This is a genomic window from Nicoliella lavandulae (assembly GCF_037546185.1).
In the GTDB taxonomy this organism is placed as follows: Bacteria; Bacillota; Bacilli; order Lactobacillales; family Lactobacillaceae; genus Nicoliella; species Nicoliella lavandulae.
Genome location: NZ_JAWMWH010000001.1, coordinates 483,717 through 501,221 on the forward strand (window position 1 = coordinate 483,717; position 17,505 = coordinate 501,221).

A 17,505-nucleotide genomic window follows, 5' to 3' on the forward strand; every position below is an offset into this window, starting at 1 on the left:
GGGAATTAAATGATTAATAAGCAATCACAATTAACGGCTGCTGATATCGCAGCCTTGGAAGCTGACTTTGATAAACAACCTCAATCAGCGGTTATCTCACGTGCCATTCAACAAAATGGGATTAATAATGTAGCCCGTGACCCTAAAGCGGCCGTGCGCACTGAACATGTCTTTTCCGTTGAAGTTGAAACTGGTGGTGTAACTAACCAACGCCAAAGTGGGCGTTGTTGGTTATTCTCCCTTACCAATGTATTACGGCATCAATTTGCTGAAAAATACGGCGTAAAGGACTTTGAATTATCACAAAGTTACCTCTTTTTCTGGGATAAAATTGAACGAGCCAACATTTTCTTTGATCGGATGATTGAAACGGCTAGCCTACCAACTACTGATTGGACCGTTGATTTTTACCTTAGTAATCCTGGTGCTGACGGTGGCCAATGGGCAATGTCAGCAGCGTTAGTTGCAAAATATGGAGTGGTTCCAAAGAGCGTTTTCCCAGAAAGTAACGTTACTAAGAACACCCGTGATTTAAACTCAGTTTTAAACTTAAAACTACGGCGTGATGGAATGCAATTACGTAACTTGGTCAATGATGGTGCAACTGATGAAGAATTAGCTGCTGCCCGAGAAAAGATGCTAGCTGAGGTATATCGAATCACTGGTTATTCCGTCGGAGTCCCACCAGAAACCTTTGATTTTGAATATCGTGATGACAAACATAACTATCATTTGGATCAAGGTTTAACTCCTAAGCAATTCTATGATAAATACTTTGATTTTAACTTGGATGATTATGTTGTTGCTACTAATGCGCCAGATAAGAAGTTCAACCAACTTTACAGCTTACCAAGTCAAAATAACGTGGTTGGTGGTAAAGAAATTCAATTTTTGAACTTACCAATGGAAACCCTTAAGGATGCAGCCATCAAACAACTTAAAGATGGTGAGACCGTTTGGTTTGGCAATGACGTGGTTCAACAATCAGAACGGAAAGCCGGCATCTTAGATAATCACCTTTATCATTTTGATGAATTATTTAACGTGGACTTACAGATGAGTAAGGCGGAACGGTTCCAATACCACCAAGCAAATGTTTCACATGCGATGGTATTAACTGGAGTCGACTTAATTGATGACCAACCAATTCGATGGAAGGTTGAAAATAGTTGGGGAGAAGATAACGGTGAAAAGGGTTACTTCTCAATGACTGATGGCTGGTTAGATGAATTTGTTTACGAAATTGTAATTAACAAGAAGTACCTATCAGCTGACCAACAACAATTACTATCACAAACGCCAGTTGAATTGGCACCTTGGGATTCATTAAGCTAATTAAAAAGTGTAGAACGAACGTTAGTCGTGGTTCTACACTTTTTTGTGTTAAAATATTGGTATAATAGTTTTGGAGGCGACCATTGTTGGCTAAACGATTTAAGTTATTAGAAGAATCATTTACAGGGGTTTCTGTATATGTTGACCGTGAAACCGGGGTTGAATATGGCGGCTACGGTAGTTCACTAATTCCGTTATTGGACGCAAATGGTTCGGTTAAAATTAATGCAAAAACTGCTGAAAAATTATTAGCAGATAAAAGAAAGAAAAAAACACCTAAGGGTGAATAGATCAGAAAGGCGGAATTAAGATGTTGCTATGGCTACATTTAATTTTCGTGCTAATTCTAATTATCTCCGCTTCAATGGGCTTACTATTGCGAAGTGGAAATCAATTTTACATTATGATTGTTCGAGTATGCTATTTAGTGTTTATAGTTAGTGGAATCTTATTATTTTCCCATGCTTGGGCACGTGATCCATTCTTGACCATTGTTAAGATTATTGTGGCGATTGGATTAATTGGAATTTTGGAAGTGTCGTTCGCTAAACGCAAGCGGAATCAACTAACTAAACAATGGATTGTGATTGATGTATTAGCATTCATTGTTGTCATTATAGTTGGACTGTTGTTAGCGGGTGGCCGGCCGTTTATTAGATAATAAAAATGCATGATCAATTAATGATCATGCATTTTTTAATTTAGCCCCGTTTAATAACGGCAACCCCTTTATTTTCAGGCATTTCTTCGTTGTTTAAAATGAATACATTGCCACCAAAACCAATTACGGTAATGGCAAGGTCATTTAAAATATTATATTTGGCTTCTTGGGATGCGGCACTATTAATTAAGAGTGCATCTACGCGGCCAGCTGGGGCTAACTTAACGATTTGATCAAGACTATCACTAGTTAGGTCGATTTGACTAGATTCGTGGTAGTGCACTTTGATGTTTTTAATCGCCGCCTTAAATAGATGGTGAGAACCTTGGACGTGTTTGAATTGAGTATCTAAAATCAATTCAATGATTTTCATGGTGTCACCAACTACGATGGATTCATTAACTTCGTGATTTAATTTATAGATTTTTAGAATCGTAGGGCCAACGTAAATTGCAAGGCCCTTGGTAGTTCTTGGATTGATCAAGCGGGGAACTTTAATTTTATCAAACTTATCTTGGTATGGCTCCCAATCCTTATCAGGATACTTTTGCTTGAAAGTTTCCGCACTACGTCGTCCTAAATTTTTAATAAAGTCACGATTTTTAGCGCTTTCTAGTGGGATAAAAATTGAAAAGAAAGGTCCTGGTTGTGATTCAAGCATTAACATTTTGCGTAATTGTAAACTAGTAGCCATCCATATGTCCTCCAAGTCTATGATTTATTAACTTTTAGTATATCACGAAACATATTTTGGTTGTAACAATAAGGGTTATCATGCATAATGTTACACGTGAAACAAATTTAAATGAGAGGGACTATGCCATGCATATATCGTTAGACATTGATGCTCAACTAGCACAACAAATTCAGCGGGCGGCAGATTTAGAGCACCGCAGCGTTGATGAATATGTAAAAAATGTTTTAAGTAACGTGGTCAAAAGTGGCACCTTAGAACAACGGCAATTCGTTGGTCGAACGGTCAGTGGAGCTGATATTAGTGCTAAGAGTCACTTAGTCTTAATGCAGGGGATTTATTATCGCTACGACTTATTAAATGAATCTCACCCTAATCACGATGCTAATTATGAAATTGTGAGTACGAACGGCAATGTTTTAATGTTGCGGCAAAAATAATACGGAGGACTTTCAAATGCCATTTGGATTAAAAGTAGTTAGACAAAATTGTGAAGGACTAGTGGAAACATTAGGTCGGTATAGCCGGACGGTCCAGTCCGGATTACATCTATACATCCCATTTATTCAAAAAATTCGAACGGTTAGCTTAGCAATGGAACCAAAAGCACTAAAGCGTTATTCCATCATCACTAAGGATAATGCGGAAGTCTCAGCTAGTGTGACTTTGAATTATCATATTACGGACTCTGTTAAGTACCAATATGAAAATACGGATTCAGTAGAATCCATGTCCCAATTAGTGCGAGGCCATCTGCGTGATATTATTGGGCGAATGGATCTAAACGAGGTCTTAGGGTCGACTGCTAAGATTAATCAAGACTTAGCAGAAGCAATTGGTGATTTGACTAACACGTATGGAATCAATGTTGACCGCATTAATATTGATGAATTAACACCATCGACTGCCATCCAAGAAGCAATGGATAAACAACTAACGGCTGATCGAGAACGGAAGGCGGAAATTTCAAAGGCTGAAGGAGACGCTCAATCGATCCAATTACGGACCAAGGCACAAAATGAAGCCTTGATCGCAACAGCGAATGCGAATGCCAAAGCGACTCGCATCAAAGCGGATGCTGAAAAGTACCGCATCGATACCTTACAATCAGGGTTAGAGAATGCTGGGAATAAATACTTTGAAAATCAATCGATTAATGCCTTTGCCGAACTTGCTAAGTCAGATAGTAATTTGATCGTGACCCCAATTGATCAAGCAGATCAATATGGTCGACTAGCTAGTTTGAAAAAGATTTGGGATGCTAATGATAAGCAAAGTAAATAATTAATTAGTTAGTTGTTCGAAGGGATTGACTTAATCGTTAATCTCTTTTTTATTCATAATCAATCTTATCATTTTCATGAATTAGCGTATAATTAGCATTATTAATTAAAAATAGGGAGTTGGTGGAACTAAATGCTATATATTGTAATTGAAGTAGTTATTTGGTTGAATACGGCATTGGCATTGTTAACTGTCTTTAGACAAAAACGTGATATTGCAGCAACATGGGCATGGCTATTGGTGTTGTCATTTTTACCAGTTGTGGGCTTTATTTTATATGCCTTTTTAGGACGTAAATTACCTAAGAAGCGGTTATTTAGATTTCAAGCACAAAACGTGGCTAATATGCGGAAGGTATTAGATAAGCAGTTAGGGATGTTTAAAAATATTCAGGGAATTCCTGCTGACCGGGTAGCCTATCATTCACGGGGGTTGATTCGATTGTTTGATAATATGGATGATTCTTTTTTGACCCGCCGAAATCAAGTTAAAGTCTTTACAGACGGGAACGATCTCTTTAAGCAAATGCTAGCCGAATTTGAAAATGCTAAGGAAAGCATTAACATTGAATTTTATACTTTTTATAGCGATAAAATTGGCACCCAAGTTCGCGACTTGTTGGTTAAGAAAGCTAAACAGGGCGTGACCGTACGGGTAATTTATGACAGTTGGGGCTCGATGGGCACGACTGCGAAATTCTTTAAGCCATTAACGGATGCTGGCGGACTAGCTGAGCCATTTCTACATACTCATTCAGCTATTTTTGATTTTCGGATTAATTTTAGAGATCACCGTAAAATCGTGATAATTGATGGGCGCATTGGTTACGTTGGCGGATTTAATATTGGAGATCAATATTTAGGCCGTAAGAAGAAATTTGGCCATTGGCGGGATACGCATCTGCGCATTGTAGGAGCCGGCGTTTTCGGGCTTCAGTCTCAGTTTATCTTGGATTGGAACGCAACGGATGATAAGCATCAACTAGATGATGATAATCCAAAGAACTTCCCCGTGACGGATGTGGAAGGTAGTACGAATATGCAAATTGTCGTTAGTGGGCCGGATTCAGACATGGAACAGATCAAGGTCGGCTACATTAAGTTAATTCAAATGGCTGAACGGACCTGCTGGATTCAAACCCCATATTTAATTCCCGATGATAGTATGGTGGATGCGCTAAGAATCGCTGCAATGTCTGGGGTAGATGTTCGTATCATGGTACCATGTAAACCAGACCATCCCTTTGTTTATCGTGCTACTCAATACTATGCTCGACAAATGGCTGATTATGGGATTAAGATTTATTTCTATCAAGATGGCTTTATCCATGCTAAGACGATGGTCGTTGATGGCCGGGTTGCTTCTGTTGGGTCTGCTAACTTAGATTTTCGTAGCTTCAAATTGAACTTTGAAATTAATGCATTTATGTATGATCAAAAGATCTCAGAAGAACTAGTGCAAATTTATAAGAACGATATTAAGAATAGTCAATTGATTACGCCAGAAATGTTTAGACAACAGTCGCGCTGGTTGCGCTTTAAACAACAATTTAGTCGATTATTGTCGCCAATTTTATAGTAATCATAAAAAGTCACGATGCAATCGTGGCTTTTTATTATGCTCATATTTACTCGTACGTTTGGTATTAATTTTGATAATGATGATCGATTTTAAAATCAATATTTTATCGATCATGACAATTATAATTAAAAAATTAATTTATTTAAACATGTACTAATGGTATAATAATATTTACTAATAAGATTGATGAGGTTGATTTATGAATATAAACGCGAAGCAGTTCAAGGCGGGCGCTTTGAATGTGTTGAACGGAGTGAGCATAGCAATTATCGTTGCATTAATGCCCTCCGCATTATTAAACGAAGTCCTAGATTACGGTCAACAAATGTGGCCAGTATTGGGAATTCTAAAATCGTTAGTAACGTTTGCGATGGGATTATTACCAGTAATTGCGGGTCTGTGTGTCGCAATGTACTTTAAATTTAAGCCGATGGAAACGGCTACGTTGGCCCTGACTGCAGCAATGGGAGCGGGGAATTGGACGCTAGTTCCCACCGGTGGCTTCATCGTTAAGGGAAGCGGCGACGTAATTAACGTGATGGTGACGATTGCAGTGGCAGTCATTTTAATTAAGTTGTTAGCTCCTCGGTTAGGTAACTATAGCGTATTGTTATTACCGACGCTTACGATTGCAATTGGTGGTGGAATTGGATTATTGACCCTCGGGCCAGTTCGGTTGATCACAAAAGCGATTGGTGACATCGCGAGTTGGGCGACGGCACTACAACCAGAAATGATGGGGATTGCGATGGGAATTTTATTCGCAGTGTTAATTTTAAGCCCCATCTCTTCAGTTGGGGTGGCAACTGCCATTTCACTTGGCGGCGTTGCTTCTGGATCTGCTAACTTAGGAATTACGGCTGCCGCGATTGCACTGGCAGTATATGGTAGCCAAGTGAACGCGTTTGGAACTTGTATTGCGCACTTTATTGGGATGCCGAAAATTCAAATGGCTAATGTTATGCAAAAGCCCAAGTTGTTCATCCCAATTGCAATTAACGCCTGTATTGTGGGTGGCATTGGCGCCTTACTAAGGGTTCAAGGCACGCCATTAAGTGCTGGGTTTGGCTCAGCTGGCCTAGTGGGGCCAATCAATGCATTAAAGACTGGTTCCAATGTGTTTACGTTATTGTTGATTTACTTAGTAGTGCCGTTGATCTTGGCATTTATCAGCAAGTGGTTCTTTATGCATAAGACGCAATTTATGGCTGCGAAAGATTTTTACTTGAATTATGATTAACCAAAAAAACAGCTTTCAGTGCGAAAGTTGTTTTTTAGGCTTGTTTTCTAGTGGCACAATCACAGTGCCGGGAATTAGCATTATTATTTTGTTGTTTATTTTGAGCTTCTTGGCGTTCCATGTTAGCTTTACTCATTTGATCAGCCTCCTTGAATATGTTGGATATAAAAAGACCACACAGCCCGTGTGGTCTTTTTATGTATTTCGAAAGAAAGTTTTTAGGATAGTAATAATTAGCTCTGTGCACTACCATTAATAATGCACAAACAAAATCATAGTACAAAACCAATACAAAATCAAGCTAATTGTATTAGTTAATGTCTAGATTATTTGGTCCAGTGCCATGGATCTTCGCGCCACTTAGTTAATGATGCATGTTCATCTGGGGTAATTAGGTTTTCATCCATTGCTTGGCCAATTAAACTAGAGTAGTTTGTTAACGTGGTCAATGGCTTATTTGCTGCATTAAAGTTCTTAGTGCTATCTGCTAATTCGTATGTGAAAATAGCAGCCACGCCAACTACTTCTGCGTTTGGTTCCTTATCAACAGCCTTAGCAGCATCTAAAACACTCTTACCAGTTGAGATTAAATCATCGATTAAAACAACTTTGGCGTTGTCAGGGAGGTGGCCTTCAATTTGCCGCCCTTGACCGTGATCCTTAGGTTTAGAACGAACGTAGACCATTGGAAGGTTGAGTCGATCAGCAACCAGTGCAGCATGGGGAATCCCAGCGGTTGCGACTCCCCCGATTACGTTTGCTTCCGGGTAGGCGATTTTGATCATGTTGGCCAGTCCATCTGCAATTTGGGTCCGTAATGCGGGATAGCCAATGGTTAACCGGTTGTCGGTATAAATTGGTGACTTGATACCACTAGCCCAGGTAAACGGGTCGTTTGGTGATAGGGTCACTGCGTTAATTTTTAGAAGTCCTGATGCAATTTGTTTTTCAATTTTTAATGCCATATTGATTATCCTTCCCATTCTTGTTTAACGATTTGATATGCCGCTTGGGGGTCCTTAGCTTGGGTAATGGTCCGCCCAACGACGATGCCGTTACTGCCTAATTCACGAGCTTGAGCCGGAGTAGTAACCCGCTTTTGGTCATCCGTGCTGTTACTTTGCAACCGAATTCCAGGATTAATACATAAAAAGGCATCCCCCGCCGCTTGATGAATTAATGGTGTTTCCAATGCTGATGAGATCGTCCCATCCGCACCATTAGCTGCTGCTAGCTTAGCTAGGTGGGTTACCGATTCAGTTAAGCTAACGTCCACTAGTTGTTCTTCTTGCATCTGGTGTTCAGAAGTTGACGTTAATTGCGTTACCGCTAATAATTTCGCTGGTTGACCATTAACTTGTTGACTCCCTTTGACTAACCCGCGCTTGGCAGCTTGAATCATTGCTGAACCACCGGATGCATGGATCGTAGTCATTTGGACATCGAGGCGACCAAGTTGTTCCATTGCTTTTTCAACGGTGTGGGGGATGTCGTATAGTTTGAGGTCTAAGAAGACCTTAACGCCCATTTGCCGAAGTTTTTTAACGATGGCAGGGCCTTCAAAATAGAAGAGCTCCATGCCTACCTTGACGAATAGTGTTTCTGGATGGTCAAATTGATTCAAAAAGTCCATTACGATTTGTTGATTCTGAAAATCTAGCGCAATAATAATTGGTCTCATCATCTTCACCTTTCAATACAAAAAGCCGACTAGTCTGTCGACTAGCCGGCTTTAAACCTGTCCGCATTTAAGGATGGACAGACTGATACATATATACCGTAAATTTGCTAGCCTCACAGGACTAAATTAAAACCCTTGTTTAATTACATGTATTCTAACGTGATTGGCGAACAAACGCAAGGATTATTTTTGGTTTTTGATAATCCGGACCCGAATCACCGCGTTGATTTGGGTTAATTCATTTACTAAGTCTTCATATGGTTCTTGGTCTAAGTCAATAATGGTGTAGGCCGTTTTATCCTTAGCAGCATTGCTCATTCCTTCAATGTTTAAGTCATTATCAGCTAACTTGGTTGCGATTTGACCCACCATGTTTGGAATATTTTCGTGAATTAAAGTTAACCGGTAAGGGGTGTTAAATGGCACGTTCAAGTCTGGTAAGTTTAGGGCGTTCTTTACGTTTCCAGTTTCCAAGTACTTCATGATGATGTTAGCACCACGAATGGAACCGTTAGCTTCAGCTTCTTCAGTTGATCCACCAATATGTGGAGTTACGACAACGTCTTCACGGTTGTATAGGACCTTGTCACCAAAGTCGGTGATGTATGAAGCGACTTTTTTAGCATCAAGCGCGTCTACAGCAGCTTGGTTATCAACAATTCCTAATCGTGAGTAGTTTAGTAAGTGCACGCCATCCTTCATTTGCTTCAATTCTTCGGCACCAATTAAACCAGTGGTTTCCTTTGTTTTGGGAACGTGGACCGTTACAAAATCAGCATCTTGAATGGCGGCCTTCATTGAAGCGGCCCGTTCGATTTGGTTGGAAATGTTCCAAGCAGCATCGGAAGATAAGAATGGGTCGAATCCAGTAACCTTCATACCAAGGTCATTAGCAGCATTAGCAACTAGTGAACCCACGTGACCAAGTCCAATTACGGCTAACCTTTTGTTAAGGAGTTCAGTTCCTTTGAACCGGTCGTCAGTCTTTTTCATCAATGAAATATCAGCGTGAATGTTCTTAGCTGAGAAGTTAGCAACTGCGAACATGTGACGAGCAGAAGCAACGAGCATGGCAATGACTAGTTCCTTAACGGCGTTGGCGTTACTACCAGGTGTGTTGAATGCAGCAATTCCAGCTTTGGTAACGCGGTCGAGTGGGATGTTGTTAAAACCAGCTCCGGCTCTTGCGATAACCTTTAAATTCTTAGGAAATTCAGCTTCGTGAAGGTCAACTGAACGAATTAAGTATGCGTCTGCATCGTCAGTTTTGTTCACTTGGTAGTTGTTAGTTAAGCGGTCTAATCCAGCTTGTGAAATAGCGTTATAAGTTTTTACGTTGTACATAATGAAATTCCTCCTAGTGGGTTTGTTCGAATTGGTGTAAGCAATCAACTAATGCCTTGGCACCGTCAATTGGCATGGCATTGTATAAACTGGCTCTAAGGCCACCGACACTCCGGTGTCCCTTAATGCTGATCAAATCGTGTTGAGTTGCAAAGTCAACGAATTGAGCATCTAAGTCAGCATCACCAGTGGTGAATGTGATGTTAGTTAATGAACGTTCGCTTGGTTTAACATGGTTCTTGAATAATTTAGATTCATCGAGGTAGTCGTATAACACAGCTGCCTTTTGCCGATTGATCTTTTCCATTGCATCGATACCGCCAAGGCCCTTGAGCCACTTGGCAACTAAGCCAGCAGCATAAATTGGAAAAACGGGTGGGGTGTTGAACATGGAATCCTTTTTAACGTATGGTTCGTAGTTTAAGATCTTAGGGGTGTGCGCAGCTGGATCGATTAGATCCTTGCGAACGATTACGATTGTGACCCCAGCGGGAGCAAGGTTCTTTTGCGCACCAGCGAAGATTAAACCAAAGTCACTGACGTTGTAATGTTCAGCCATGAAGTTAGATGACATGTCGCCAACTAATGTGATGTCTTTATGGTCAGGGAGAATGTCATTGTGATAAGTAGTCCCTTCAATCGTATTATTGATGGTGGTATATAAATAGTCGTACTGACTAGATGACAGTTCATGGTCTGGGTATGGAAGTGATTGATAATTGTCAGCCTTAGTATTACCAACGATATCAACATCATAACCCAGATTAGTTGCTTCATTAGCAGCACCGGATGCCCAGTGGCCACTATCTAGCAACGCAATTTTGCGGTGATGATTAGCAAGGTTTAATGGAACGGCTGCAAATTGCCCCGTTCCACCACCTTGGCAAAACAAGATTTCATAATTATCTGGCACATTTAGCAAGTCCTTTAAGTCTTGCTTAGTAGTATCGATGATATCTTGGAACCGTTGACTCCGGTGCGAGATTTCTAAGATACTCATGCCGCTTCCCTGTAGTGAAGGAAGCTCGCGTTGAATCTGCTCAATAACTGGTTTAGGCATTACTGCCGGACCAGCCGAAAAATTATAAACTGTCATCAGAATAAGACCCCTTATTAAGTATGTGGATTTTTATAAAAAAGTTGAGTACACAAAAAGCCCTCACAGTGATCCACTGCGAGGGCTTTTCTCGGGTATTATTCCCGGCCTCACAGTGGATGCTAGACATCTATGCAAGACCAGACTAATTTGTCATTGGTAAATAGGCCTACATAAATGTCACTGTAGACCGAGAGGAACTGTTTGATTCGCTAATATTGAAATAATGATTAAACAAAATATTCATTAGAAATCCTCCCCTTCTTTATAATTCAAATTTAACATATTCCTTTTTTGATTGCAATTAAAATCTTAAATTAACTTGGTTTCAAATTCACAACTATGAGATAATAAAAGAAAATTAAACCATTGGAGGCATCATTATGACTGAATTTTATTTTGTTCGTCACGGACAAACCACAGCAAATGCAAAGGGATTAAAGCAAGGTGTAATCAACACGCCAATTACCCACTTATCAGAAAAGGGGAAGCAACAAGCACAAACATTACATGACCACTTTGATATTTCATTTGCAGACCGCATCATTGCAAGTCCGCTACAAAGAACGCAAGATACAGCCGCTTATTTGAATCAAACTGCTAAGTTACCAGTTAGTTTGGATGAACGGGTGTTGGAAATTTCATATGGAAAATGGGATGGCCAATTAAATGCGGACCTACATGCGAAGTATCCAGCAGTTTTTGATGATGTGATGCAAGATGTATTACCGTCATACGCTAGTTTAGCTGATGGGGAAACCTTTGAAAGTGTGATTGACCGGGTCGATGAATTTATGCATGACGTGAACGCTCAATTCCCAGATGAAAAAATCATTGTAGTCTCACATGGATTTACGATCAAGGCTGCAATGCTAGCGGCAATGGGGCACCCAGATGATGTAATGGTCATTCAAGAACCTGACAATACTTCCGTTACTAAAATTACGTTAGCTAAAGATAATTTCTACATTCACTACTTTAACCGTAGTGCAAATGGTGAGTTTTAGGAGGATTTGAATGCAAAACCTACCACCACGAGTCAAAAAAGTTTGGTTCTTAAGTACGATGGTGCAGTTGTTGATTTTAATTATCATTGCTGGTGGATACGTTTGGTTAACCAACAACGTTAGCTGGGCACCTAAATGGGGGCTATCCGTAATTGGATTCATTATCGTTGTCATAATTGGATTTGAATTGGCATTGATTCCATACCGTTACCGGTTCCATCAGTTTGCGGTGAACGAGACGGAAGTTGAAATTAAGAATGGGTTCTTTTTTCGCAGCCACGTTTCAATTCCAATCGCTCGGGTGCAAAACGTAGACATTAACCAAGGACCGTTACTACGTACTCAAAAATTATTTGAAGTGGATATTGCAACGGGCGGTTCAACGCATTCAATCGATGGGTTGAATCGAAACGATGCAGATCGGGTAAAGGAACGGGTCATGCAACTAGCATTGGAGGCTAAAAATGCGCAATAAACATTTGAATCCATTGGCGTTAATTGTGTACATGATCCGCTTTGCCAAAATTGCTTGGTTTGTGCTTTTGCCGCTATTATTTCAACATTTATCCATTCTTACTGTGTTGATTGTATTGGGAATTATCGTGCTGTATGCGTTGTCACAATATATTCCATTTACGTATTCAATCTTGCCGAATGAATTAGTTATCAAAAGTGGGTTGATTGTTTGCAAAGTCCGCCATATTCCTTATGAACGTATTCAATCGGTGCAACGTAAGCAATGGTTTTATCTACGGCCGTTTGGGATTGAAGAATTGATCATCGAAAATGCATCGAATAGCAGTGAGGAACAAACGGTGAATTTACCAGCCGTTGGAACGTCGATTGCGCCTGAGTTGGAACGCCGCCAACTGGTCGCCACCCATCATGAAAATGATCAACCATCGGAATCACCCAAGCCATTGCAATATCGGATTAAAGATAGCGATATGTTCGTCTTTGGCATTACCGGCGTAAATGTTGTCGCGGAGTTCTTTGTTATAATCGCATTGCTTGATCGATTGAACGTGGCCTTAACTCCTGAAATTGGGCGTCTTAAGTTCTTATTCAATAGCATCACAATGATTATCACGTCGGTCGTATCAGTCGTGATTATCTTAATGGCGATCGGCGTCATAAAAACGTTTGTCCGCTTTTATGGGTTTACCGTTACGAAACAAGCTGACCATTTGTTGATTGAAAAGGGGCTATTGCAACGTAAAACCTATAATATTCCCTTAGCCAAAGTTCAGGGAGTGGATTTTACGCAGAATATTGTGCGGTATTGGTTTCACTTAACAACGGTTCAGTTACGACTAATTACGAATGCAAAGGATGATGACAGTATTGGCGTCGTTACGATTATGCCGGTAATTAAGCAACAACAAGCCTTTGAAATGATTAACCGGTTAACTGGAATTGTGCCACAGCAAGCACCAACTATGAAACGTGGGGATGCTTACAGTAAGTGGCTATTTGTCCGGAATGCGCTATTAATTGCGTTACCAATGATGGCGTTGATCATGATTGCGATTTATCAAATCCATTCCGTAGTTTGGAATTGGGCGATACTAGGAATCAGTGCGTTAGTCATAGCATTTTTGATCGTGAACGGAATTTACAAGGGCTCCGTTACGGCGGTTAAACAAATTAGTGCCGACCAAGTGGCATTACAAAGCTCCCGCCGGTTATTGAAACGATTAACGATTGTGAATTGGCATCAAATTCAAAGTGTTAATTATCGTCAATCAATTTGGATGCTAAAGACCAAACGGGCCCACTTGGAATTATCGATTAGAAGCGGAACGCAGGCCCGTAAATTTAAATATCGTTACTTACCGCAATCAGATGTTCAACAGATATTTGAATGGTATCGTGACTTTGTGAAATAAAAATTGTGATTGCATTTTCATTTTGTTTGTGGCATGATAAATACAATTTGATATCTCGCAGAAAACCGAGAAATAAAGAGTGCCCGTGAGCGCTCATTTGGAGGAATTAATTTAATATGGACTTATTTAAAGACGAATCTCGTTCGTTAACATCGAATCAGAAATTGACGCTTGCATCCAGTACGGCTGGATTTGGATTGGAAAACATGGATGTCATGTTCCTATCCTTTGCATTAACATCAATCATTGCTGACCTACACATTAGTGCCGGTGCAGCGGGGTTGATTTCATCAGTTACTAATTTAGGAATGTTACTGGGCGGGATTCTTTTCGGTATTCTGGCAGATAAATATGGGCGGGTAAAGATTTTCTCCCACACCATTTTGATTTTTGCGTTTGCAACCGCAGCAATGTTCTTTGCAAATAATATTTACCTAGTGTTCTTGTTCCGATTCATTGCCGGAATCGGTGCCGGTGGTGAATACGGTGCTGGAATTACGTTGATTGCAGAAAACTTTAGACACGGCAAGATTGCTAAATGGACGTCGATTGCTTCGATTGGAGGCCAAATTGGGGCCATCGCAGCCGCATTAGTAGCCGCATTTGTCCTACCACGTTTTGGTTGGCATGCGTTATTCTTAGTGGGCTTGATTCCAGTCTTATTCGCATTCTTTGTTCGGCGGAACCTCAAGGAATCTGACGAATTTAAAACGGAAGTGAAGAATAATCCAAAGGAAACTAAGGGTTCCTTGAAACTCTTGTTCGCAACCCCACGGCTTGCTTATCAAACCTTTGCATTGATCGTAATGGTCATTGTACAGATTGCTGGTTACTTTGGTCTAATGAACTGGTTACCATCCATTATGCAAAAGCAATTAGGATTGAGCGTATCTGGTTCATCAACTTGGATGATCGTAACGATTGTTGGAATGAGTCTTGGAATGATGACCTTTGGTTCCATCATGGATTTCTTTGGACCTAGACGCGCATTTGGAATTTTCTTATTTATCGCTGCCATTTCAGTTTATGCCATTGTCTTTGCGTTCAATGCTTGGACGTTGCTATTAGCTAGTACGGTTGTTGGATTCTTCTCCAATGGGATGTACGGTGGCTATGGTGCCATCATTAGTCGCTTATACCCAACTGAAATTAGAGCTACTGCCAATAACTTAATTATGAGTGTGGGTCGGGCAATTGGTGGATTTTCACCAGTTGTAATCGGAATTTTAATGGAACATTACTCCCTTACCATCGTAATGGCGAGCCTATCTGTTTTATACCTAATTAGTTTAATTACAATGCTATCAATTCCAGCATTGAAAACGTTCCATGAAGATTTAGAAGAATAATTAAATAGATAATTTAAAAAGCCTGTCCAGAAATGGATAGGCTTTTTGTTTGGGTATATTAGCTATAATCCCTGTTATCATGGGGTTGCAAGGGATCATTGCTTGCTTAGGTTATAGTCTTTTATCATAATATTGGGTATATAAGGAGGCGAAAATTTTGCGATTTGGGGAACGTTTAAAGCAGGCACGACAAACGATGCACTTAACTCAAGATCAAGTAGCAAATGATTTTTTTGTTACTAGACAGACAATTTCAAGTTGGGAAAATGAAAAGACCTATCCAGATATGACAAGTTTGATTAAGTTAAGTGATTACTATCATATTTCATTGGATACGTTGTTGAAGGAGGATACAGGAATGCGAGAAACTTTAGAAAAGAAAACAGTTGCAAATGGCTTGAAACCATTGATGCGAAACATGATTATTAATGATTTGTTATTTTTAGTTTTACTTATTGGAGATATTTCAGGCTTGATTAATTCTAAGCATTTAATTATGTTGATTGTAACGATTTTAACATTCATTAATGTATTTACAATGCTTTCGCTACAACGTTTTGCAGATCAAAATACATTAAATATCAATTATTATAATTTAAGCCGCCGCTTTCCAAAGAAATCATGGAACGTTCTGTTCCCAGTATTAATTTTATTAATAGTACTTGGGATTGGTTTGTCACTTTATCTTTGGATTCACAAGCAAAGCTTATTAAGCGGATTGTTTAGTGGAATAACATTTATGTTAGTTATCTATATAGTTTATCATTATCGAAACCATTAAAAAAAGAGTTAGCAGAACGCATTCTGCTAACTCTTTTAGCTTATTCCTAGTCTAGCCGACTAATCATAAAGGCACTTGCGATAACTAAAATCAATCCAATTACAGTAAAGATAAGTTCCTTTTTATTCTTATGTTCTTTAAGAATTACGATTCCACCTAAAGTAGAAATAATAACGTTTAATTGCGTAAGTGGAAAGGCAGTTGCAACTCCATTTAAGTTTAATGAAGTTAAGTATGCTAATACCCCGAAACCACCGGCAATCCCGATTGAAGTACTCTTGATAGTTGGTTTAGTGAAGAATAGTGGTTTATGATCACGACTCTTCAAAATCAAACCAAGGACAACTCCACCGAAGAACATTCCCAATGTTTGTGGGAATAAACTAGCCAATCCAGAAGCATTTGGGACTCTTGGAAAGACTGAACAAGCGGTGTATCCTAATGAACCAACAATTAACAAGGTTAAACCAGATTTGTAGTCCATCTTTGGCCGAACCACGCTACCATCTTGGATACTAGTAAGTGAAATTCCAACAATTAGGACTAAGATACTGATGAAACCAATTAACTTAGCCGTTGCTGAACCCCATTCACCCCAAACGATCACACCGATTAACGGAATTTCAACTAACTGAAGTCCAGTTGAAATTGGCATTGCGGTAGATACGTTCATCTTCGTGAAAGCAGCAAATTGCATTAATTGAGCGATAGCCCAAAGTGCTCCCCCAGCGAAACACCAAATGAAACCACTTAGTGAAATCGAGGGTCTAAATACGATGAATAATACAATCCCAACGATAATTTGCCCGTAAACGGTACCAATCAATTGATCGATGGGACGTCCACCAGCCTTGGTGGCGATTAGCGGACCGACCCCCCAAAGAATAGCAGGCAAAAGTCCAATTAAAAGTGCCATGAAAAACCTTCCTTTTTTAATTAATTAAATTGTTCACATACTTAATTATATATTATTTTTGTTCAGTTAGTAAATTAAATTGACAAATTTTAAATAACCTAGTTAAAAATACGAATAAAAGTATCTGCATCATGGTAGCGCCCATTAGAGAAAATGTGGTCATGTAATACCGCTTCATGGGTAAAACCTAATCGTTGTGGAATTGAACGACTAGGCAAATTATCAACGTCGGCCACTACGGTAATTTTGTGTAGTTGTAATTCTGGTTGTAAGTTCATAATCATTTGTTTGAGGGCATTGGTCATAATGCCATGGCCCTGGGCGGTCGTTGATAACCAATAACCAACTTCAGCCGAATGATTGTCGTAATTAATGTTATGTAGATCAATCATCCCAACGGGTTTGCCATTGTAAGTGATTACGAATAAAAATAACTTAGCATCGATAAATTGATGCCGGGCAAAGTTAATAAAGTTTAGTTCATCCTGGACGCTATTGATTTCATTAGCCCATGGTAAAAATTGAGCCAGGGATTCTCGGTCGCGTTCAATAGTGGCATATAACGCTCTGGCAAATCGTGGCTCGGGCATGACTAATTCAATTTCAGCTTGATTTAAGATGAATGTACATAGTTTCATCATAATGTA

General features: G+C 39.7%; 19 protein-coding genes. 12 read left to right on the plus strand and 7 right to left on the minus strand.

Annotated features, from left to right (window positions below):
- Positions 1 to 9 precede the first annotated feature (9 nt).
- From R4146_RS02225 to R4146_RS02235, 3 genes are all read left to right on the plus strand, one after another.
- Entirely contained in the window at positions 10 to 1,335 is a 1,326-nt protein-coding gene (locus R4146_RS02225) for a C1 family peptidase (protein ID WP_339959824.1), read from the plus strand.
- Between the two features lie 83 nt (positions 1,336 to 1,418).
- The gene (locus tag R4146_RS02230; RefSeq protein WP_339959825.1) at positions 1,419 to 1,625 is read left to right on the plus strand and encodes a DUF6440 family protein; all 207 of its coding nucleotides are present in this window, start codon (positions 1,419 to 1,421) and stop codon (positions 1,623 to 1,625) included.
- Positions 1,626 to 1,645: 20 nt separating this feature from the next.
- Positions 1,646 to 1,996, plus strand: a complete 351-nt coding sequence (locus R4146_RS02235; RefSeq protein WP_339959826.1) for a DUF1516 family protein — start codon at positions 1,646 to 1,648, stop codon at positions 1,994 to 1,996.
- A 40-nt stretch (positions 1,997 to 2,036) separates the two neighbouring features.
- On the opposite strand, the gene R4146_RS02240 is transcribed toward R4146_RS02235, so the two are convergent.
- Complete coding sequence (locus R4146_RS02240) at positions 2,037 to 2,690, minus strand: hypothetical protein (RefSeq protein WP_339959827.1); 654 nt, start codon at positions 2,688 to 2,690, stop codon at positions 2,037 to 2,039.
- Between the two features lie 128 nt (positions 2,691 to 2,818).
- On the opposite strand from R4146_RS02240, the gene R4146_RS02245 reads away from it, so the two are divergent.
- The 4 genes from R4146_RS02245 (at position 2,819) to R4146_RS02260 (ending at position 6,795) form a co-directional block, all read left to right on the plus strand.
- The gene (locus tag R4146_RS02245; RefSeq protein WP_339959828.1) at positions 2,819 to 3,130 is read left to right on the plus strand and encodes a toxin-antitoxin system HicB family antitoxin; all 312 of its coding nucleotides are present in this window, start codon (positions 2,819 to 2,821) and stop codon (positions 3,128 to 3,130) included.
- A gap of 16 nt (positions 3,131 to 3,146) precedes the next feature.
- Positions 3,147 to 3,974 (plus strand): SPFH domain-containing protein, encoded by an 828-nt coding sequence (locus tag R4146_RS02250; protein WP_339959829.1) that lies wholly within the window; start codon positions 3,147 to 3,149, stop codon positions 3,972 to 3,974.
- Positions 3,975 to 4,106: 132 nt separating this feature from the next.
- Positions 4,107 to 5,552, plus strand: coding sequence for a cardiolipin synthase (gene cls, locus R4146_RS02255; RefSeq protein ID WP_339959830.1), 1,446 nt, complete (start codon positions 4,107 to 4,109; stop codon positions 5,550 to 5,552).
- 202 nt (positions 5,553 to 5,754) lie between these two features.
- Complete coding sequence (locus tag R4146_RS02260; protein WP_339959831.1) at positions 5,755 to 6,795, plus strand: PTS sugar transporter subunit IIC; 1,041 nt, start codon at positions 5,755 to 5,757, stop codon at positions 6,793 to 6,795.
- Between the two features lie 326 nt (positions 6,796 to 7,121).
- On the opposite strand, the gene pyrE is transcribed toward R4146_RS02260, so the two are convergent.
- The 4 genes from pyrE to serC form a co-directional block, all read right to left on the minus strand.
- Positions 7,122 to 7,760: an orotate phosphoribosyltransferase gene (gene pyrE, locus R4146_RS02265; RefSeq protein ID WP_339959832.1), complete on the minus strand. Its 639-nt coding sequence runs from the start codon at positions 7,758 to 7,760 to the stop codon at positions 7,122 to 7,124.
- Between the two features lie 5 nt (positions 7,761 to 7,765).
- Positions 7,766 to 8,479, minus strand: coding sequence for an orotidine-5'-phosphate decarboxylase (pyrF, locus tag R4146_RS02270; protein WP_339959833.1), 714 nt, complete (start codon positions 8,477 to 8,479; stop codon positions 7,766 to 7,768).
- Positions 8,480 to 8,659: 180 nt separating this feature from the next.
- Positions 8,660 to 9,820 (minus strand): phosphoglycerate dehydrogenase, encoded by a 1,161-nt coding sequence (locus R4146_RS02275; protein WP_339959834.1) that lies wholly within the window; start codon positions 9,818 to 9,820, stop codon positions 8,660 to 8,662.
- A 13-nt stretch (positions 9,821 to 9,833) separates the two neighbouring features.
- Entirely contained in the window at positions 9,834 to 10,916 is a 1,083-nt protein-coding gene (gene serC / locus R4146_RS02280) for a 3-phosphoserine/phosphohydroxythreonine transaminase (RefSeq protein WP_339959835.1), read from the minus strand.
- 383 nt (positions 10,917 to 11,299) lie between these two features.
- On the opposite strand from serC, the gene R4146_RS02285 reads away from it, so the two are divergent.
- From R4146_RS02285 to R4146_RS02305, 5 genes are all read left to right on the plus strand, one after another.
- Positions 11,300 to 11,923, plus strand: coding sequence for a histidine phosphatase family protein (locus R4146_RS02285; protein WP_339959836.1), 624 nt, complete (start codon positions 11,300 to 11,302; stop codon positions 11,921 to 11,923).
- Positions 11,924 to 11,933: 10 nt separating this feature from the next.
- Entirely contained in the window at positions 11,934 to 12,398 is a 465-nt protein-coding gene (locus tag R4146_RS02290) for a PH domain-containing protein (RefSeq protein WP_339959837.1), read from the plus strand.
- Positions 12,388 to 13,812 (plus strand): PH domain-containing protein, encoded by a 1,425-nt coding sequence (locus tag R4146_RS02295; RefSeq protein WP_339959838.1) that lies wholly within the window; start codon positions 12,388 to 12,390, stop codon positions 13,810 to 13,812. The genes R4146_RS02290 and R4146_RS02295 overlap by 11 nt, the downstream gene beginning before the upstream one ends.
- Before the next feature lie 116 nt (positions 13,813 to 13,928).
- The gene (locus tag R4146_RS02300) at positions 13,929 to 15,161 is read left to right on the plus strand and encodes an MFS transporter (RefSeq protein WP_339959839.1); all 1,233 of its coding nucleotides are present in this window, start codon (positions 13,929 to 13,931) and stop codon (positions 15,159 to 15,161) included.
- Between the two features lie 157 nt (positions 15,162 to 15,318).
- Positions 15,319 to 15,942 (plus strand): helix-turn-helix domain-containing protein, encoded by a 624-nt coding sequence (locus R4146_RS02305; protein WP_339959840.1) that lies wholly within the window; start codon positions 15,319 to 15,321, stop codon positions 15,940 to 15,942.
- Positions 15,943 to 15,988: 46 nt separating this feature from the next.
- Here the strand turns inward: R4146_RS02305 and R4146_RS02310 are convergent, their stop codons facing one another.
- Together R4146_RS02310 and R4146_RS02315 are read right to left on the minus strand one after the other, a co-directional pair.
- Positions 15,989 to 16,858, minus strand: coding sequence for a GRP family sugar transporter (locus tag R4146_RS02310; RefSeq protein WP_339959841.1), 870 nt, complete (start codon positions 16,856 to 16,858; stop codon positions 15,989 to 15,991).
- Positions 16,859 to 16,956: 98 nt separating this feature from the next.
- Complete coding sequence (locus R4146_RS02315; protein ID WP_339959842.1) at positions 16,957 to 17,499, minus strand: GNAT family N-acetyltransferase; 543 nt, start codon at positions 17,497 to 17,499, stop codon at positions 16,957 to 16,959.
- Positions 17,500 to 17,505: the final 6 nt, after the last annotated feature.

What these genes read in the sequence shown, in the direction of transcription:
- R4146_RS02225 (WP_339959824.1), top strand. Translation starts at nt 10, where the DNA reads ATGATTAATAAGCAATCACAATTAACGGCTGCTGATATCGCAGCCTTG.
- R4146_RS02235 (WP_339959826.1), top strand. Translation starts at nt 1,646, where the DNA reads ATGTTGCTATGGCTACATTTAATTTTCGTGCTAATTCTAATTATCTCC.
- R4146_RS02240 (WP_339959827.1), bottom strand. Translation starts at nt 2,690, where the DNA reads ATGGCTACTAGTTTACAATTACGCAAAATGTTAATGCTTGAATCACAA.
- R4146_RS02245 (WP_339959828.1), top strand. Translation starts at nt 2,819, where the DNA reads ATGCATATATCGTTAGACATTGATGCTCAACTAGCACAACAAATTCAG.
- R4146_RS02250 (WP_339959829.1), top strand. Translation starts at nt 3,147, where the DNA reads ATGCCATTTGGATTAAAAGTAGTTAGACAAAATTGTGAAGGACTAGTG.
- cls (WP_339959830.1), top strand. Translation starts at nt 4,107, where the DNA reads ATGCTATATATTGTAATTGAAGTAGTTATTTGGTTGAATACGGCATTG.
- R4146_RS02260 (WP_339959831.1), top strand. Translation starts at nt 5,755, where the DNA reads ATGAATATAAACGCGAAGCAGTTCAAGGCGGGCGCTTTGAATGTGTTG.
- pyrE (WP_339959832.1), bottom strand. Translation starts at nt 7,760, where the DNA reads ATGGCATTAAAAATTGAAAAACAAATTGCATCAGGACTTCTAAAAATT.
- pyrF (WP_339959833.1), bottom strand. Translation starts at nt 8,479, where the DNA reads ATGATGAGACCAATTATTATTGCGCTAGATTTTCAGAATCAACAAATC.
- R4146_RS02275 (WP_339959834.1), bottom strand. Translation starts at nt 9,820, where the DNA reads ATGTACAACGTAAAAACTTATAACGCTATTTCACAAGCTGGATTAGAC.
- serC (WP_339959835.1), bottom strand. Translation starts at nt 10,916, where the DNA reads ATGACAGTTTATAATTTTTCGGCTGGTCCGGCAGTAATGCCTAAACCA.
- R4146_RS02285 (WP_339959836.1), top strand. Translation starts at nt 11,300, where the DNA reads ATGACTGAATTTTATTTTGTTCGTCACGGACAAACCACAGCAAATGCA.
- R4146_RS02290 (WP_339959837.1), top strand. Translation starts at nt 11,934, where the DNA reads ATGCAAAACCTACCACCACGAGTCAAAAAAGTTTGGTTCTTAAGTACG.
- R4146_RS02295 (WP_339959838.1), top strand. Translation starts at nt 12,388, where the DNA reads ATGCGCAATAAACATTTGAATCCATTGGCGTTAATTGTGTACATGATC.
- R4146_RS02300 (WP_339959839.1), top strand. Translation starts at nt 13,929, where the DNA reads ATGGACTTATTTAAAGACGAATCTCGTTCGTTAACATCGAATCAGAAA.
- R4146_RS02310 (WP_339959841.1), bottom strand. Translation starts at nt 16,858, where the DNA reads ATGGCACTTTTAATTGGACTTTTGCCTGCTATTCTTTGGGGGGTCGGT.
- R4146_RS02315 (WP_339959842.1), bottom strand. Translation starts at nt 17,499, where the DNA reads ATGATGAAACTATGTACATTCATCTTAAATCAAGCTGAAATTGAATTA.